At 67.0% G+C, this 15490-nt stretch carries 13 protein-coding genes and 1 pseudogene; 8 read left to right on the top strand and 6 right to left on the bottom strand.

From position 1 onward, the window contains the following. Positions 1 to 215: 215 nt before the first annotated feature. The 4 genes from fumC to AB0D53_RS04435 form a co-directional block, all read right to left on the bottom strand. Positions 216 to 1673 (bottom strand): class II fumarate hydratase, encoded by a 1458-nt coding sequence (gene fumC, locus AB0D53_RS04420; protein WP_362439909.1) that lies wholly within the window; start codon positions 1671 to 1673, stop codon positions 216 to 218. Continuing rightward, the gene (locus AB0D53_RS04425; RefSeq protein WP_362439912.1) at positions 1670 to 3325 is read right to left on the bottom strand and encodes an NAD-dependent malic enzyme; all 1656 of its coding nucleotides are present in this window, start codon (positions 3323 to 3325) and stop codon (positions 1670 to 1672) included. The genes fumC and AB0D53_RS04425 overlap by 4 nt, the downstream gene beginning before the upstream one ends. 138 nt (positions 3326 to 3463) lie before the next feature. Continuing rightward, complete coding sequence (locus tag AB0D53_RS04430; protein ID WP_362439916.1) at positions 3464 to 4345, bottom strand: SDR family oxidoreductase; 882 nt, start codon at positions 4343 to 4345, stop codon at positions 3464 to 3466. Positions 4346 to 4716: 371 nt separating this feature from the next. Next, positions 4717 to 5211 carry an acetate uptake transporter gene (locus tag AB0D53_RS04435; protein WP_362439919.1) on the bottom strand — a complete coding sequence of 165 codons (495 nt, stop codon included), beginning with the start codon at positions 5209 to 5211 and terminating at the stop codon, positions 4717 to 4719. A gap of 477 nt (positions 5212 to 5688) precedes the next feature. On the opposite strand from AB0D53_RS04435, the gene AB0D53_RS04440 reads away from it, so the two are divergent. Then, entirely contained in the window at positions 5689 to 6384 is a 696-nt protein-coding gene (locus AB0D53_RS04440; protein ID WP_362439922.1) for a type 1 glutamine amidotransferase domain-containing protein, read from the top strand. Between the two features lie 78 nt (positions 6385 to 6462). Beyond that, a complete protein-coding gene (locus AB0D53_RS04445) occupies positions 6463 to 7239 on the top strand; it encodes an SDR family oxidoreductase (RefSeq protein ID WP_362439925.1) in 777 nt (258 codons plus the stop codon). Positions 7240 to 7444: 205 nt separating this feature from the next. On the opposite strand, the gene AB0D53_RS04450 is transcribed toward AB0D53_RS04445, so the two are convergent. Beyond that, positions 7445 to 7828, bottom strand: a complete 384-nt coding sequence (locus tag AB0D53_RS04450; protein ID WP_362439928.1) for a hypothetical protein — start codon at positions 7826 to 7828, stop codon at positions 7445 to 7447. A 59-nt stretch (positions 7829 to 7887) separates the two neighbouring features. Here AB0D53_RS04450 and AB0D53_RS04455 point away from each other — a divergent pair, with 59 nt between their 5' ends. From AB0D53_RS04455 to AB0D53_RS04480, 6 genes are all read left to right on the top strand, one after another. Beyond that, positions 7888 to 8931, top strand: coding sequence for an alcohol dehydrogenase catalytic domain-containing protein (locus AB0D53_RS04455; RefSeq protein WP_362439931.1), 1044 nt, complete (start codon positions 7888 to 7890; stop codon positions 8929 to 8931). Between the two features lie 147 nt (positions 8932 to 9078). Beyond that, complete coding sequence (locus AB0D53_RS04460) at positions 9079 to 10413, top strand: aldehyde dehydrogenase family protein (RefSeq protein ID WP_362439934.1); 1335 nt, start codon at positions 9079 to 9081, stop codon at positions 10411 to 10413. Positions 10414 to 10453: 40 nt separating this feature from the next. Continuing rightward, positions 10454 to 12046: an MFS transporter gene (locus tag AB0D53_RS04465; protein ID WP_362439937.1), complete on the top strand. Its 1593-nt coding sequence runs from the start codon at positions 10454 to 10456 to the stop codon at positions 12044 to 12046. A 76-nt stretch (positions 12047 to 12122) separates the two neighbouring features. Next, on the top strand, positions 12123 to 12755 hold the full coding sequence (locus AB0D53_RS04470; RefSeq protein WP_362439940.1) for an isochorismatase family protein: 633 nt from the start codon (positions 12123 to 12125) through the stop codon (positions 12753 to 12755). A 238-nt stretch (positions 12756 to 12993) separates the two neighbouring features. Further along, positions 12994 to 14352 (top strand): epoxide hydrolase, encoded by a 1359-nt coding sequence (locus tag AB0D53_RS04475; RefSeq protein WP_362439943.1) that lies wholly within the window; start codon positions 12994 to 12996, stop codon positions 14350 to 14352. Between the two features lie 71 nt (positions 14353 to 14423). Beyond that, positions 14424 to 14918, top strand: coding sequence for a PaaI family thioesterase (locus tag AB0D53_RS04480; protein WP_362439946.1), 495 nt, complete (start codon positions 14424 to 14426; stop codon positions 14916 to 14918). Between the two features lie 165 nt (positions 14919 to 15083). Here the strand turns inward: AB0D53_RS04480 and AB0D53_RS04485 are convergent. Continuing rightward, positions 15084 to 15188, bottom strand: a pseudogene (locus AB0D53_RS04485) (hypothetical protein); the annotation flags it as partial. Positions 15189 to 15490: the final 302 nt, after the last annotated feature.

The following is a 15490-nucleotide window of genomic DNA, read 5'->3' on the forward strand; positions in this document are numbered from 1 at the left end:
CCCGGCGGGCCTGTCGGCGCCCTCCTTACGAGTCTATGAATCGCCGCAGGTCAGAGCCGGTTCACGAACTCCCTCGGTCAGTAAAGTCGAGTACAGACGCGGCACCGATGCCGGAGTGATCAACCGGGGTTTCTCCTGCATGTCGTGGCTGACCTCGCGGGCGTTCACTGGAGCCAGCCGACGAGCCGGCGGGCTGTCGCCGCCGCCAGAGTGTGTCAGGCGCCGGAGGCGCCGTGGCCGACCATGGAAAGGGGGTCGATGACGGAGTCGAACGTCTTCTCGTCGACGTGACCGCTTGCCAGCGCGGCTTCCTTGAGCGTCTGGCCGTTGGCCAGCGCAGCTTCGGCGATGTGTGCTGCGTTCTGGTACCCGATGACGGGGCTCAGGGCCGTGACCAGCATCAGGCTCTGGTCCACGTACTGTCCGATCTTCTCCCGGTTGAGTTGCGTACCGCTGACGGAGAAGGTGCGGAACTTCTCCATTCCGTCGGCGAGGATACGCGTGGAATGGAGGAAGTTGTTGATGATCACCGGGCGCATGGCATTCAGCTCGAAGTTGCCCTGGCTGCCGGCGAAGGCGACTGCCGTGTCATTGCCGAGCACTTGAATGGCGATCATGACGATGGCTTCGCACTGGGTCGGGTTGACCTTGCCGGGCATGATCGAGGAACCGGGTTCGTTCTGCGGGAGCTCCAGTTCTGCGAAGCCGGTACGCGGGCCCGAGGCCAGCCACCGCATGTCGTTGGCGATCTTCATCAGGGCGACGGCCAGCCCGCGCAGTGTGCCGTGCGCTCGCACCATCGGGTCCAGGGCCCCCTGTGCCATGAACTTGTTCTCGGCTGTGACGAAGGACTTGCCGGTCAGCTCGGCGATTTTGCCGGCGACGTCGCGGCTGAAGCCTTCGGGTGCGTTCAGCCCCGTGCCGACGGCGGTGCCTCCCAGCGCGAGTTCGAGCAGGCCCTCGCGGCTGTGCTCGATCTCCTCGATGCAGGCGCGCAGTTGCGCCGCGTAGCCGGACCATTCCTGCCCGACGGTGAGCGGTACGGCGTCCTCAAGGTGCGTGCGGCCGATCTTGACGACCTCGGCCCATTCCGTGGCTTTCGCCTCGATGGACGCGGCGAGCTCCCGGGCCTGCGGCAGCAGGTGCTCGTCGATCTCCTGGACGGAGGCGACGTGCATCGCGGTCGGGAAGCTGTCGTTGCTGGACTGCCCCATGTTGACGTCGTCGTTCGGGGCGACCGGCTCCTGGGTCCCGAGCGTGCCGCCGAGCAACTGCGACGCGCGGTTGGAGATGACCTCGTTTACGTTCATGTTGCTCTGGGTTCCCGACCCCGTCTGCCAGACGTAGAGCGGGAAGTGGTCGTCGAGCTTGCCCGTGATGGCCTCCTCCGCCGCCCGTACGATGGCCTGCTCCTTCCAGTCGGGCAGCCGTCCAGCGGCAGCGTTGACGAGCGCCGCCGCCTTCTTCACGTAGCCGTAGGCGTGGTAGACCTCCTTCGGCATCCGGTCGCCTCCGATGGAGAAGTGGAGGAGCGAGCGCTGCGTCTGCGCCCCCCAGTACCGGTCAGCCGGCACGTCGACCGTGCCCATACTGTCGAATTCCTGCCGGCTCCCGCCGGCCTGGATCCCGATCGGCAGGTCCTTCGTCTCTGGGGTCGGCTGGTTGTCGCTCATCGGCCGCCTTCCAGGTCGTCCGGGCGATAGACCGGGTCCCACATCGCGTCCTGGACCGCCTGAATGAGGTTGTCGTGAGACTTTGTCGCGACACCGTCCGCTGCCGCGGCTTTGGCAACGGCGACCGCGACCGTCGCGGACGACGCCCTCAGGTTCGCAACCGGCGGCAGGAGCGACGCTCCGGGCGCCGACACATCGACCTGGCCTGCCACTGCCTCGGCGGCGGCGAGCAGCATGTTGTCCGTGACGCGGCCGGCTCCCGACACGATCGTGCCGAGACCGAGCCCCGGGTAGAGCAGGGCGTTGTTTGCCTGCCCTATCTCGTAGGAGACCCCGTTGTACTGCACCGGCTCGACCGGGATGCCGACCGCCATCAGCACCCTGCCGTCGGTCCAGGGCACCGCGTCCGACGGCATGACCTCGATGCGACTCGTCGGATTCGACAGGGGCAGCAGGATCGGGCGCTCGACACCCTCCGCCAGCGCCCTCACGACATCCTCGGTGAACGCGCCGTGGGCCGTGGAGGTGCCGATGAGGATGGTGGGCTTGACGTGTCGGATCGTGGTGAGGAGATCGATCTCACCGTCGCCCCACCCGCCGATCTCGGACTTCGACCGTGCGTAGACCTGCTGGTAGTCGGGGAGGCCCGGCATGTCATCGGTCACCAGGCCGTGGATGTCGATCAGCCAGATGTTCCTCTTCGCCTCGTCGGGGGTCGCACCGTCCCTGAGCATCGCCGCGTGGATCTGGTCGGCCATGCCGGTGCCTGCGGTGCCCGCCCCGAAGACGACGAGCCGCTGCTCGGGCCAGCGTCCTCCGGTGACTTTCAGGGCCGAGAACGCCGAAGCCATGACGATCGCGCCGGTACCCTGCATGTCGTCGTTGAAGATCCGGTACTTGTCGGCGTTCTCCACCAGGATCCGCCGGGCGTTCGACGGCCCGAAGTCCTCGAAATGCAGGAACGCCTTCGGGAACAGCTCGGACGCGGTCTGAAGATACCGTGCGATGAAGTCGTCGTAGCGTCGGCCGCTGACCCGTGCGTGCCGGTTGCCCAGATAGGAGGGATTGTTGAGCAGCTGCTCGTTGTCCGTCCCCACGTCGAGGTTCACGGCGATCACGCGGTTGGGGTCGATGCCCGCGGCGGCGGTGTAGACGGCGAGTTTCCCGATGGAGATGTCGGTCCCGTTGACGCCCCAGTCTCCGATGCCCAGGATCTCCTGGGCATCGGAGACGACGATCAGATCGACGTCGTCCGCGCCGAGGCCCAGCGATTGGAACGACGCCTTCATGTCGTCCGGACGGTCGATCGACAGGTACACCGCGCGCGAGTCGCGGTAGTCTACCGACCACTTCTCGATCGCCTCGCCGACCGTGGGATCGTAGACGACCGGGAGCAGCTCCTCGAGGTGGTCGGCGAGCAGCTTGAAGTACAACACCTGGTTCCGGTCGTGGACCTCGTTGAGGTAGATGTACTCGTGCAGGTTGGAAGGCTGCTGCAGCAGCTGTGCGTAGGCCCGACGGGCCTGATCGTCGAGGGTCTCGACCGCTGCCGGCAGTCGCCCCGTGATCCCCAGCCTCGCCCGCTCCTCCAGCGTGTACGCGGTACCGCGGTTGCGATAGCGATCCTGCAGCACGGTCGGCTTGACACGCATTGTGGTGTACCTCCAGCTGTATGCGAGTGCTGCGCGCTCATGAGCGAGCGTGGCTTCACACGACGGAAAGACGTCCGGCCCCGGTCGGTTTCCGCCAAGCCCTTGCTTTGCGTCCACGGCCTGCCCGTGCCGCTGCCCTCAGCCTCCTGAGACAGCCACGGGAGTCTCGGGCTTCATCTCGTAGGAGTGCTGGATAGCCGGATGCCGGGTCCCGAGGCCGTCCGTGACCTTGCGCTCCCATGGAACCGCCTGGAGCTGCTTGGTCTCCTCAAGCATCGACTTGGGCTCCAGGTTTCGGAAGCTGTCGACCTCCCCGGCGGCAACGGCCGTCAGCGTGGCAAACACCGCTTCGGGGTCGAACTGCGGGCGAGGGAAGGCGAGCTTGGAGTAGTCGAAGAGGCGCTCCGAGGCGTCGTCCTCCCAGCTCTCCCAGGTCTGGAACATGCGGTCGTTGAAGCCGGTCAGGAAGGGCCCCGGGTTGACCGTGGCGACTTCGATGTTGTGCTCCTGCAACTCGTAGGCCATGGTCTCGGCTATGGCCTCGACCGCGTGCTTAGAGGCGGAGTAGATGCCGGTGAAGGGATTGACGTTCAGGCCTTCCCGCGAGGACACCCAAACGACGCGGCCGGCCCCGCGCTTGATCATCTGCTTGACGATTCCCTGGGTGAGGACCAGCGGACCCGTGACATTGACCTCGAACTGATGTCGGATATTCGCCTCGGGAATGTCAACGGTGGAGCCGCCCTCACCGACCCCGGCGTTGTTCACCAGGATCTCCACACCCCAGTCGAGTGCCTTGCGGCGGTCTCCGTCGTTCGTGACGTCGAGCTTCACGACCTGAAGCTCGACTCCTCGCTCCGCCGCCTGCCACTTCAGCGTCTGCACCTGGGCGTAAATCTCCACCCCGGCGATCACGTCGAAGCCCTTCTCGGCGAGGCGCATGGCGGCCTCGAACCCGAAGCCGGTGCCTGCTCCCGTAATGAGGACCTTCTTCAGGTCCTTCAATGCCGCATTTGCCATGTGGAGTCGTTCCTTTCACGTCCTCGGTCCTTCACGGAGCTGCAGGGACCGGCGCACCCTAGGAAACGCCCAACGGCACGCGCCTTGCGGTGGCTTGGAGCAAAAGGTGAGGCTGGATGAGGTGACTGTGGTCGAGCCTCGAAGCCGCCTGCCACACGCAGTGCCACCCGGGTCTTCAGATTGAGCACCGACGGTCCCCACGCCGTACCTGATATTCAGTCTGGGCCCGCATGCGGCTCCCGGCAACTCAGCGAACTCGACCTGGCCCGCATTGAATTCAGGTGCCAACTTTTCGGTATCTCAGCGCTATCGGGTGATTGACCTCGAAGGCTTACCCGGAGCTCGCTTCCCACGCGGCCCAGTTGGAAAGCTCAGGATTCTCCGCCGCCGCCGACGAGGTCGCAAGCGTGAGGACGAGGAGGATCAGTGCCCACGGCAGCAGAAACTGGCCCGCCCCGGGTAGGTCTGTTCCGGGGGAAAATTGCGACGATGGACTTGGCGTAGGCCACGAAGCACAGCCAGAACGCGCCCAGCACGGTGAACGCGGTGGCGCCGAGCCTGCTGCCCTGCCGGAACTCGAAGATTCCCGCGATCATCTGGACAAGGCCGCCCACGAAGAACCCGAGCGGGAACGCGGCGGGAAAGAGGGGCAGATTGATGCCGGCATTGAAGAAACTCTGGATGATGTTTGCCATGCTGAATGCAATGAGGCCGAGTGGCGCAGGATCGGGCGCGGTGGGTCCAGGCGGTGGCGCCGCAGGTGCGTATGACGATGGATTCGACACGGAAGTACGCTGTCTATAACGCGTCGTTCTGCTGCTCGTTTCAAACCGCTCTACGCAAGAGCACTGGTCAACAGGTTGCATATGGTTCGCCGGAGATGAAATCGAAAAACGGTCACGAGACAGTCGCAGGCTATGGGCGAAGTCTCGGTGTGACGTTTCGATGGTGCTGTACCCCGGAGCGCATGATCATCACGAGCGCTGCCGACCTCAGGCACGGCATTCGCCGTTCCACCGCGCTGGAGTAGCCGCCCCCCTTTGCTGGGGCGGGTACACCTGAACGAATAGAGACCGAGGCGCGTCCGCTGGAGATCCACCGGAGCGAGTTGCCCCCCGTAGAAGCACCGAAGGGCAATGAACGCGGGCTGCTGGTGATTTTCACTTGCCACACGACCCCGAAAATCAGGCAGCATTGAAACCGGGCGGACATGAAAGTGAATATGGGTGCCGCGTATTGAATTTCCGCTTCGCCGCGAATGCTGCTTCCGGTTGCCGCGGTCGCCCGGTGCGGGTAGCGTAAAGAGCGCTTATGCCTGCCCCGACACCAAGGGGAGATCGGTCGTGGGTCGAAGTCTTATTGTACTTACCGGCGCAGGATGCTGGACATCCAAGAATGGGTATCGCCATCCGGCTGGATATTGGGCCGAGGAATTCGTATCACCCTACGACGGCTTTACGGATGCCGGCTACGAGGTCACCATGGCAACACCGGGCGTCGTTATCCCCGTCGTCGATACCATGAGCCTGCAGCCCCGGTACGCGGGCGGCGAGGAGAACATGCTCAAGGAGACGGTGGTCATCGAGCCGGTCGAACAGCTCCGCCATCCCATCGCCATCAACGACGTACGGCTCGAGGACTATGACGCGGTCTACTACCCGGGCGGGCACGGCCCAATGGAAGATCTCGCCTTTGACGCGGACTCCGCTGTACTGCTCCGCAAGGCATTCGCGTCGGGCAAGCCCCTCGCCATCGTCTGCCACGCCCGTGCCGCGATCCTCGCGACCCGCGACGAGCACGGCAAGACGCCCTTCGCGGACCTCAACGTGACCGGATTCTGCAATGAGGAAGAAGGGGGCGTCGGGTTCACCGAGGACGCGAGGTGGCCACTGGAGGACGAGCTGAAGAAGCTCCCCACCAAGTACACACGTGGTCCCGCCCGGGAGTCGTACAGCATGTCGGACGGCAACCTCCACACGGGACAGTATCCGGTTTCGTCGGGGCCGCTGGCGCGGGAAGTGGTCAAGGTTCTTTCCTGAGACCGGCCTTGGGATCCGGACATCCCGGACGCGGCCCAGCGGCACGCCAACTTGGCTCCTCCTCCGGAAGGTGCACCCATGTCCACACAGAACACCGCCCACCCCCTCCAGGGCCGCGTCGCGGTCATCACCGGAGCTTCCAGCGGCATCGGAGAGGCGTCCGCCGAGAAGCTGGCCGCGCTCGGCGCACACGCCGTCGTCCTGGCCAGGCGCGCCGACCGGCTGACCGACCTGGTCGCCAGGATCGAGAAGCACGGCGGCAGCGCCACCGCGATCACCGCCGACGTGACCGACCGGGCGGCGGTCCAAGCGGCCGCCGACCAGGTCGCGGCCGAACGAGGCGGCGCCGACCTGCTGCTCAACAACGCCGGCGTCATGCTCCCCGCCCCGATCGAGGAACTGGCCACCGACCAGTGGCAGCGCCAGATCGACCTGAACATCACCGGTCTGATGAACGTCATCGGCGCGTTCGTACCGCAGCTCGTGAAGGCCGCCTGCAAAGACGGCGTGGCCGACCTGATCAACACTTCGTCGATCGCGGCCCAGAACATCTTCCCGAACTTCGCGGTCTACTCCGGCACCAAGGCGTACGTCACCCAGCTCTCCCGCCACCTGCGCGTGGAACTGGGCCCGAAGAACGTCCGCGTCTCGGCCATCGAGCCAGGCATCGTCGATACCGAGCTGCAGGAGCACGTCACCGACCAGGGGGCGATCGATTGGCTGGAGGGCTCGAAGGAGGCCACCGAGTGGCTGACGCCCCAGGACATAGCCGACACGATCGGCTTCCTCGCCTCGCTCCCGCGCCGGGTGAACTTCCAGCAAGTCACCATCATGCCGACAGGCCAGCCGTACTGAACCGATCCAGGGCGGGCCAGAGCTACGGTCGTCTCGCATCGGCGAGGGGCCTCCGATGTGTGTCGGAGACCCCTCGCCGCGTGCTCGTTTGTCCAACCTCGATTCGTCAGTGGGTTGTGGTCGCTGATCAGCGCGGCTGTTCGCCCGTCATGTCCTTGGCCGTTGGAGGACGGGCCGTCGCGTGACGCCGCGGGGTGTGCCGGGTTCATTCGTCGTATGAAACCCGGTGTCCACTCCCGGGGATCAACCTCAGTCCACGACGTCGGGTGTGTCCTGCTCGGCGCCCTCTTTTCCCGTCCTGGCTGGCCAGGACGGCGAGCAAAGCATGCGCGAGCATGGCGAGTGTGATGTGCCGGTACCAGCCCACATGGCGGCGGACTTCGTACTGGTCCAGGCCGTATTCGTTCTTCGCGCTCTGGAAGCATTCTTCGGCCTTCCGGCGGCAGCCGGCGATGCGTACGAGGTCGGCGACGGTGGCTTGAAGGGGTGCGCTGGCGAGGTGGTAGGCGATCTCGTCGGGCTTGGCGATACTGCGGCAGGCCAGCATCCAGCGTTGCCAGGTGGGTTCGTCGCCGTCGAACTCCCACACGGCTGGCAAGCGGCCCCGGCCTTCTTGACTTCCTTAAAGTGACCGGTCATATTGACTCCATGACGATGAGGATGAAGGAGGAGGCCTTGCCCACGTACCGAGCTTTCGAGGTGACGGAGAGCCGCCGTTTCCGGCTGGTCGAGCGGGAGGTCCGGGAGCCGGAGCCGGGTCATGTGCGAGTGCGAGTGGAAGCCTGCGGCGTGTGTCATTCCGATGCCGTGGCGGTGGAGGGATGGCGTGCCGACCCGAGCGCGCCGATCGTGCCGGGACACGAGATCGTCGGCGTGATCGAGGCGGTCGGTGACGGCGTGTGGGGCTGGCGTGTGGGGGAGCGTGTCGGGATCGGGTTCCTCGGCGGGCAGTGCGGGCAGTGCGAGCGCTGCCGCCGGGGCGACTTCGTCAACTGCTCCGACCAGCCGCAGACCGGGACCACGGTCGACGGCGGATACGCCGAGGTGGTCCACGCCAGGAGCAGCGCGCTGGTCAGGGTTCCCGAGGGTCTCAGTGTGCTGGAGACGGCGCCCCTGCTGTGCGCCGGACTGACCATGTACACGGCCCTGGGACGGCTGCCGATCCGGCCGGGCGCGCTGGTTGCGGTCCAGGGCATCGGCGGACTGGGCCATCTGGGCCTTCAGTACGCCGCCCGCCTCGGCTACCGCGTGGCGGCCATCGCCCGCGGTGAGGGCAAGGCCGCACTGTCACGGCACCTCGGCGCCGATCACTACATCGACAGCACGGCCCAGAACCCCGGGCAGGCACTGCGGGACCTCGGTGGCGCCGACGCGGTCATCGCCACCGCAGCCAGCGGCGCCTCGATGAACGGCCTGGTCACAGGTCTGGCCCCGCAGGGACATCTGATGGTGGTGGGTGCCGCCCCCGACCCGATCACCGTCGGGACACCCGACCTGATCTTCGGCACCCGCACCGTCAGCGGCTCGCTCACCGGCAGCTCCATCGAGAACGAGGACAACCTCGCCTTCACCTTGCGCCACGGCGTCCTGCCCATGACCGAGGTGATGCCGCTGTCGCAGGCGCCCGCCGCCTACGAGCGCATGATGTCCGGCCAGGCCCGGTTCCGCATCGTCCTCGACACCACCGCCTGACACTCCCGGCGAACGCGGACGATGGCGCCGCATCGATGCTGGTGTTCCGTCCGCGCCTCTGACCACGCCGGAACCCCATGCGCTCCTCATTCGCTCACACCAGCGGCCTGTTCGGATCCAGCCCTTCCCACAGAACGGAACACCATCATGACCACGTACCCCGCCCTCACCTCCGACGCCGCCGCCGCCCTGCTGGCGCGGCTGGGCCGGACCTTCGCTGACGGGCGCACCAAGCCGCTGGCCTGGCGCGTGGAGCAGCTCACCCGGCTGCGGGCACTGCTGACCGAGAACCGTGAGGCCATAGCCGACGCCCTGTGGGCGGATCTGCACAAGGACCGTGCCGCGGTGGACTCCGACGAGATCGGCACCACGGTCCTGGAGATCGACGACTACCTGGAGCACCTGGAGGAGTGGCTCGCCCCGCAGCCGGCCGAGGTCTCCGTGCCCTACCTGCCGGACGGCAGCACGGCCCACACCCGGTTTGACCCCCTCGGCGTCACTCTGGTCATCTCGGCGTGGAACTTCCCGATCTATCTGCTGCTGGTCCCTGTGGCCGGCGCGCTGGCAGCGGGCAACGCGGTGGTCCTCAAGCCCTCCGAGCTGGCCGAGCGGACCTCCGAACTGCTGGGCCGACTGGTGCCGGCCTACCTCGACACCGACGCCGTGGCCGTGGTCCAGGGCGGTGTGGAGCAGACGACATCCCTGCTGGCCCAGCCGTTCGACCACATCTTCTACACCGGGAATGGCGTCGTGGGCCGGATCGTGATGCGTGCCGCCGCCGAGCACCTCACCCCTGTCACTCTCGAACTCGGCGGGAAGTCCCCGGTCTTCATCGACCGCGATGCCGACATCGACACGGTCGCCGCCCGACTGGCGGCCACCAAGTTCTCCAACGCGGGCCAGACCTGCATCGCCCCCGACTATGTCCTCACCGACCCCGAGACCGCCGACGCCCTGACCGAGGCCCTGGCCAAGGCCGTCGAGCAGCTCTACGGCGCCGACCCGAGGGCGGCCGACAACTACGGACGTATCGTCAACGACCGCCACTTCCAGCGCCTCATGGGCCTGATCGGCTCGGGCCGTACCGCGCTCGGTGGTGAGCACGAACGGACCGAGAAGTACATCGCTCCGACGGTGCTGCGGGACGTGCGGCCGGATGAGCCGGTCATGCAGGAGGAGATCTTCGGGCCGATCCTGCCGATCCTGACGGTCGCCGACGTCACCGAGGCCATCGAATTCATCAACGCCCGCTCCAAGCCTCTGGCCGCCTACGCCTTCACCGACAACGACACCACCCGCGACCGGCTGATCGACGAGACCTCCTCCGGTGCTGTCAGCTTCGGCCTGCCGGTCCTTCATGTGACCGTGCCGACCCTGCCGTTCGGGGGTGTTGGCGAGAGCGGCATGGGCAACTACCACGGCCGCTACTCCCTGGAGACCTTCAGCCACCGCAAGGCCGTCCTCGACGTCCCGCTGCACTGACCTGCCCTCCAAGCTCGACTCACCCGTGGAAGGGTTTCCCATGCCTCCCCAGATCACCTCCGTCCAGATGGTGGAGAACCAGACACCAGCACCGAAATCCGCACCGGCACGAGCAGTGACAGCAGCGGTATCGGAGCGGGCGAAGAGTCCCTGGCCCGGCTTCACGGTCGTCAGCCTCGGGCAGCTCGGACTGTTCATCAACATCACCCAGACCACCTCCACGCTCGCCTCCGTCCAGGCCGCGCTGCACACCACCAGCTCCCAGCTGGTCTGGATCGCCAGCATCTACGCGATGACGGTGGCCTGTTTCGTCCTGGCCGCCGGCACGCTCGGCGACATCCTCGGCCGCCGCCGTGTCTTCACCGGCGGGGTGCTCCTGCTCGGACTGGGCAGCCTTCTGGTCTTCCTGGCACCGTCGGCGGCGGTCGTCATGGCGGGCCAGGCCGTCATGGGCCTGGGCGGAGCCGCGATCCTGCCCACGAGCCTGGCGATCGTCACCAGCACCTTCAAGGACCCCCGATCGCGTACGACCGCGGTGGGTATCTGGGTCGCCGTCTCCGGCCTGGGTCTGGCCCTCGGCCCGATCCTCGTCGGCGCGGTCCTGCTGTACTTCTCCTGGCACGCGGCGTTCCTGGTCAATGTCGTGCTGGCGGCGCTGATCCTGGTACTCACCCCCCGCTACGTTACCGAGAGCCGGCAGCCCGGACGCCACCTGGACCCACCCGGTCTCGCACTGACCGTCGTCGTCATCGCCCTGCTGAACTTCGCTGTCATCCAGGGCGGATACGAGGGCTTCGACACCCCCGAAGTCCTGTGGTCCTTCGCCGGGTTCGTCCTGGTCCTCGGAGTCTTCCTGATCGTCGAGAGCCGCACCCGCACCCCGATGCTCAACCTGCGACTGTTCCGCAACCCCTCCTTCACCGCGGCCAATCTGGTCGCCCTGGTGGCCCAGTACGCATTCGTGGCCATGGCGATCGCCCAGGTCCTGTACTTCCAGCGTGTCCGCCACGAATCGATCCTTGAGACCGGGCTGATCATGCTGCCGGTGACCGGTTCCTATCTGCTGGTCAGCGCGGTGGCCGGGCGGGTCGTCGGCAGACTCGGCTTCAAGGTCACCCTCGTGCTCGGCTCCCTGACGGCAGCCACCGGAACCCTGCTGATGCTCACCCAGACCGCTCATACCTCCGCGGCGCTGATCGGCGTGTATCTCGCAGTCTTCGGCGCGGGTGCGGGCCTGGTCCTCCCGCCGAGCACCGCGGCCGCGGTCGTCAGTGTTCCCCCGGCCGAGGCCGGTATGGCCAGCGGCACCGTCAACCTGTTCCGGCAGATCGGAAACACTCTCGGCGCCAGCGTCACCGGAACGATTGTCACCAGTGGGCTGATCAATCGGCTGCCCGACCAGCTCACCCGGCATGGAGTGCCGTCCGAAGCCACCCGGGACATCATCGACGGCATAGCCTCCGGCACACCGCTCGACGCCGTATCGGCCGAGGTCCGCGACAACGTCTCGGCCGCCTTCGGGGACGCCTTCACCGCCGCACTCCACCTGGCCGTCCTGATTCCAGCGGTCGGAGCTCTCCTCGCCGCACTGGCCGCAGTGCTCTTCGTGCGCAAACGCGCCCAGCTCCTCTGAGAACACCCGTACGCGCACCCGTATCCGTATCCGTATCCGTATCCGTATCCGTATCCGTATCCACAGAGGGACCGTCATGGACATCGAAGCAAGGACCCCGGAGAACACCGCGTTCGTTCTGGTCGACTATGTCACCGGCTACGCCAACCTCATCCGGACCCAGTCCATCACCGACAACGTCACCGGAGCCGTCGCCCTGGCCCGGATGGCGCTCGGGTACGGGGCGCCGCTGGTGGTGACGCTCGGCCCCGAGCGTGATCCGCGCGGCACGCTGTACCCCGAACTCGCCCGGGAGATAGGTGACCTGCCAGTGGTCCACCGGGCCGGCACATTCGACGCCTTCGGCCACCCCGGTTTCGAGGAGGCCATCGAATCGACCGGCGTTCAGCATCTGGTGATCGCCGGACTCACCACCGAGGGATGTGTGCTGCGTACCTCGGTGGGCGCACTGCGGCGAGGGCTCGGCGTCACGGTGGTTGTCGACGCTTGTGCCGGATCCACCCAGGTCGCCCACGACACCGCCCTGGCCCGACTCACTCAGCTCGGAGTTTCCTTCACCACCTGGCTCTCCCTGGCCGCCGAACTCCAGGTCACCTACGACAACGAGAAGACAGTCGAAGTCTTCCGCTCGGTCCAAGCCGTGGACGCGTCGTACCACATGAACGCCGAGCAGCTCTCCAACGCCCTGCGTCTGGGAGCGGGGGAGTGATACCTCGCCGGCAACGGTGAGGCGTGAACCTGTCCTATCCGGAACAGGTGGGGCAGAGGGCCAGCCCTCCCTGACAGCGATGTCCAGCCCGCCAATGGCGAGGTCACCGCCATCGCATCAAGGGCATGGCGAGCACGAACTGTGATCTGAACTGAACTGTGACCGCCACGGCGGGACCTGCCCGTCCGCCACCGCATGGCACCAGCTATGGGGTGCGACCCGAGAGAAAGAGTCTGTGATGGTAACGAAAGACAATTCCCGTGGATCCGGCACCGACCGCCGCCGGTTCCTGGGCCTGGCCGCGGGGGCGGCGGGCGTAGCCGCCGCCACCCAGCTCGCGATGCCCGGCAACGCACAAGCGGCCGCCGCCGGGGCGACTCCGCCGCCCGCGGCGGGCGCCTCCGCCCCGGTGCCGGAGATCGCCGGTGTCCGACCGTTCCGCATCAAGGTCCCCGAAGACGACCTGCGGGAGTTGCGGCAGCGTATCCGCGCGACCCGCTGGCCCGACGAGGAGACCGTGTCCGACCGGTCCCAGGGGGCGCAGTTGGCGAAGCTCAGGCCGCTGGTCGAGTACTGGGGCAAGGGGTACGACTGGCGCAAGGTCGAGAGGCGCCTCAACGGGCTGCCGCAGTTCATCACCGCGATCGACGGGCTGGACATCCAGTTCGCCCACATCCGTTCGCCGCACGCCGACGCGCTGCCGATGCTCATGACGCACGGGTGGCCCGGCTCCATCATCGAGCTGCTCAAGGTGATCGACCCGCTGACCAACCCCACGGCCCACGGCGGGCGCGCCGAGGATGCCTTCCACCTCGTCCTGCCGACGCTGCCCGGCTACGGCTTCTCCGGCAAGCCGACCACCACCGGCTGGGATCCGGCCCGCACGTCCCGCGCCTTCCACACCCTGATGCAGCGCCTCGGCTACCCGCGCTACGTCTCCCAGGGCGGTGACTGGGGGGCGATCATCTCCCAGAACCTCGCCGCACAGCGCGCGCCGGGACTGCTCGGCATCCACGTCAACATGCCCGGCACCGTCCCGCCGGACATCCTGCGCCACCTGCTCAACTTCGACGCCGCTCCGGCGAACCTCTCGGCGCCCGAGGCGCGGGCCTACAACCGCCTGCTGCACTTCTACCACGACGGCTTCGGCTATGCGGCGATGATGAACCAGACCCCGCAGACCATCGCCTACGCCCTCCACGACTCGCCGGTCGCCATGGCCGCCTACTACTACGACAAGTTCGCCGAATGGACCGACTCCGGCGGCGTACCGGAGAAGGTCCTCACCCGTGACGAGATCCTCGACGCCATCTCCCTGTACTGGCTGACCGACACCGGGGGATCCTCCTCCCGGCTGTACTGGGAGGGCTACCAGGCCGGCGGCGGCCCGTTCAACGCCGTCCCCGTCCCTGACGTTCCCGTCGCGGTCACCGTGTTCCCCGGTGAGATCTACCCCGCACCGCGCAGCTGGGGCGAGCGGTCGTTCGGCAACATCATCCACTGGAACGAAGTCGACCGCGGCGGTCACTTCGCCGCTTGGGAGCAGCCGCAAATCCTGACCCAGGAGCTGCGCACCGCATTCCGCACGCTGCGGTAGCACAGGAATCACGGGGGCTGCCAGGCCGACCACGCCTGGCAGCCCCCACCCAGATGACGAGGGGTACAGACATGACCAGGACCCGCACCATCACCTGGAGCGACCCGCAGGTCACCACAGCCGCCGTCGGACAGCGCAGCGGTCTGGAGTTCGTCCAGGACCTCATCGCCGGACGAATGCCCGGACCGCCCCTCGCAGCCATGCTTGGGTTCACCCTCGACCACGCCGGGTTCGGCAGCCAGACGTTCATGCTGGAACCGGGTGAGGAGCACTACAACCCGATCGGCAGCGTGCGCGGTGACGTCTACGCCACCCTGCTCGACTCGGCCGCCGGCTGCGCCGTCCAGACCGTGCTGCCTCCAGGTACGGGCTACACCTCGCTGGACCTGACCGTGAAGTTCCTGCACCCGATCACCGTCGACACCGGCAAGGTCCGCGCCGTCGGTACCCTCATCAACCACGGCCGCCGCACCGCCCTCGCTCGGGCGGAGCTGTTCGAGGGGCGGGATCGACTGCTCGCCTCCGCGATGAGCAGCTGCTTGATCTCTCCGCTCGCCACGCACTGACCGACAGCCGGAGACGGGCCCCGGCGTTCTCAGGGGCGCCCGCGCCCGCATCGGAGGACCCTGGGTTTGCTGAACAAGTCGTGCAGCGCGCGGGTCTGAGAGGACGTGTCTCCGATGAGCGCCGTCTCGGCCATGCGTCCCGAGCGAGCTCAGGGCCGCGAGGTGGCGTTGGCTTCGGTAGGTGCCGAGGAGTCTCAGAGGTCCACGTTCTTGGATCCCTGCGGCCAGCGTCCACCCCAGGTTCATCGCGCCCTGCAGACCGATGGTGAGGCCGCCCCCGCCCCGCCGGGAAGCTCATGTGCGCGGCGTCGCCAGCCACAAGCACGTGGCCAAGACTGAAGGTTGCTCCGCCATCCGGGTTGCGTTGCCGAATCGGCAAAGCAACCGAGCTGCATCATGCCGGAGCCGAAGCCGAAGCCCACGGTCGTGCTGGTGCACGGCGCCTTCGTGGACGCCTCCGAGTGGGGCAGTGTGATCGGGCAGCGGCTGGGGCACCCCGGCGTCTCGATTTCGGCGCACGCCCGTCCGGATGATCATCGGCGGCGGCGTGGCCGAAAGAGTAGCTTCCGCTC

The organism is Streptomyces sp. NPDC048295 (assembly GCF_040652135.1).
Lineage (GTDB): Bacteria > Actinomycetota > Actinomycetes > Streptomycetales > Streptomycetaceae > Streptomyces.

What these genes read in the sequence shown, in the direction of transcription:
- fumC (WP_362439909.1), bottom strand. Translation starts at nt 1,673, where the DNA reads ATGAGCGACAACCAGCCGACCCCAGAGACGAAGGACCTGCCGATCGGG.
- AB0D53_RS04425 (WP_362439912.1), bottom strand. Translation starts at nt 3,325, where the DNA reads ATGCGTGTCAAGCCGACCGTGCTGCAGGATCGCTATCGCAACCGCGGT.
- AB0D53_RS04430 (WP_362439916.1), bottom strand. Translation starts at nt 4,345, where the DNA reads ATGGCAAATGCGGCATTGAAGGACCTGAAGAAGGTCCTCATTACGGGA.
- AB0D53_RS04435 (WP_362439919.1), bottom strand. Translation starts at nt 5,211, where the DNA reads ATGCAACCTGTTGACCAGTGCTCTTGCGTAGAGCGGTTTGAAACGAGC.
- AB0D53_RS04445 (WP_362439925.1), top strand. Translation starts at nt 6,463, where the DNA reads ATGTCCACACAGAACACCGCCCACCCCCTCCAGGGCCGCGTCGCGGTC.
- AB0D53_RS04455 (WP_362439931.1), top strand. Translation starts at nt 7,888, where the DNA reads ATGACGATGAGGATGAAGGAGGAGGCCTTGCCCACGTACCGAGCTTTC.
- AB0D53_RS04460 (WP_362439934.1), top strand. Translation starts at nt 9,079, where the DNA reads ATGACCACGTACCCCGCCCTCACCTCCGACGCCGCCGCCGCCCTGCTG.
- AB0D53_RS04465 (WP_362439937.1), top strand. Translation starts at nt 10,454, where the DNA reads ATGCCTCCCCAGATCACCTCCGTCCAGATGGTGGAGAACCAGACACCA.
- AB0D53_RS04470 (WP_362439940.1), top strand. Translation starts at nt 12,123, where the DNA reads ATGGACATCGAAGCAAGGACCCCGGAGAACACCGCGTTCGTTCTGGTC.
- AB0D53_RS04475 (WP_362439943.1), top strand. Translation starts at nt 12,994, where the DNA reads ATGGTAACGAAAGACAATTCCCGTGGATCCGGCACCGACCGCCGCCGG.
- AB0D53_RS04480 (WP_362439946.1), top strand. Translation starts at nt 14,424, where the DNA reads ATGACCAGGACCCGCACCATCACCTGGAGCGACCCGCAGGTCACCACA.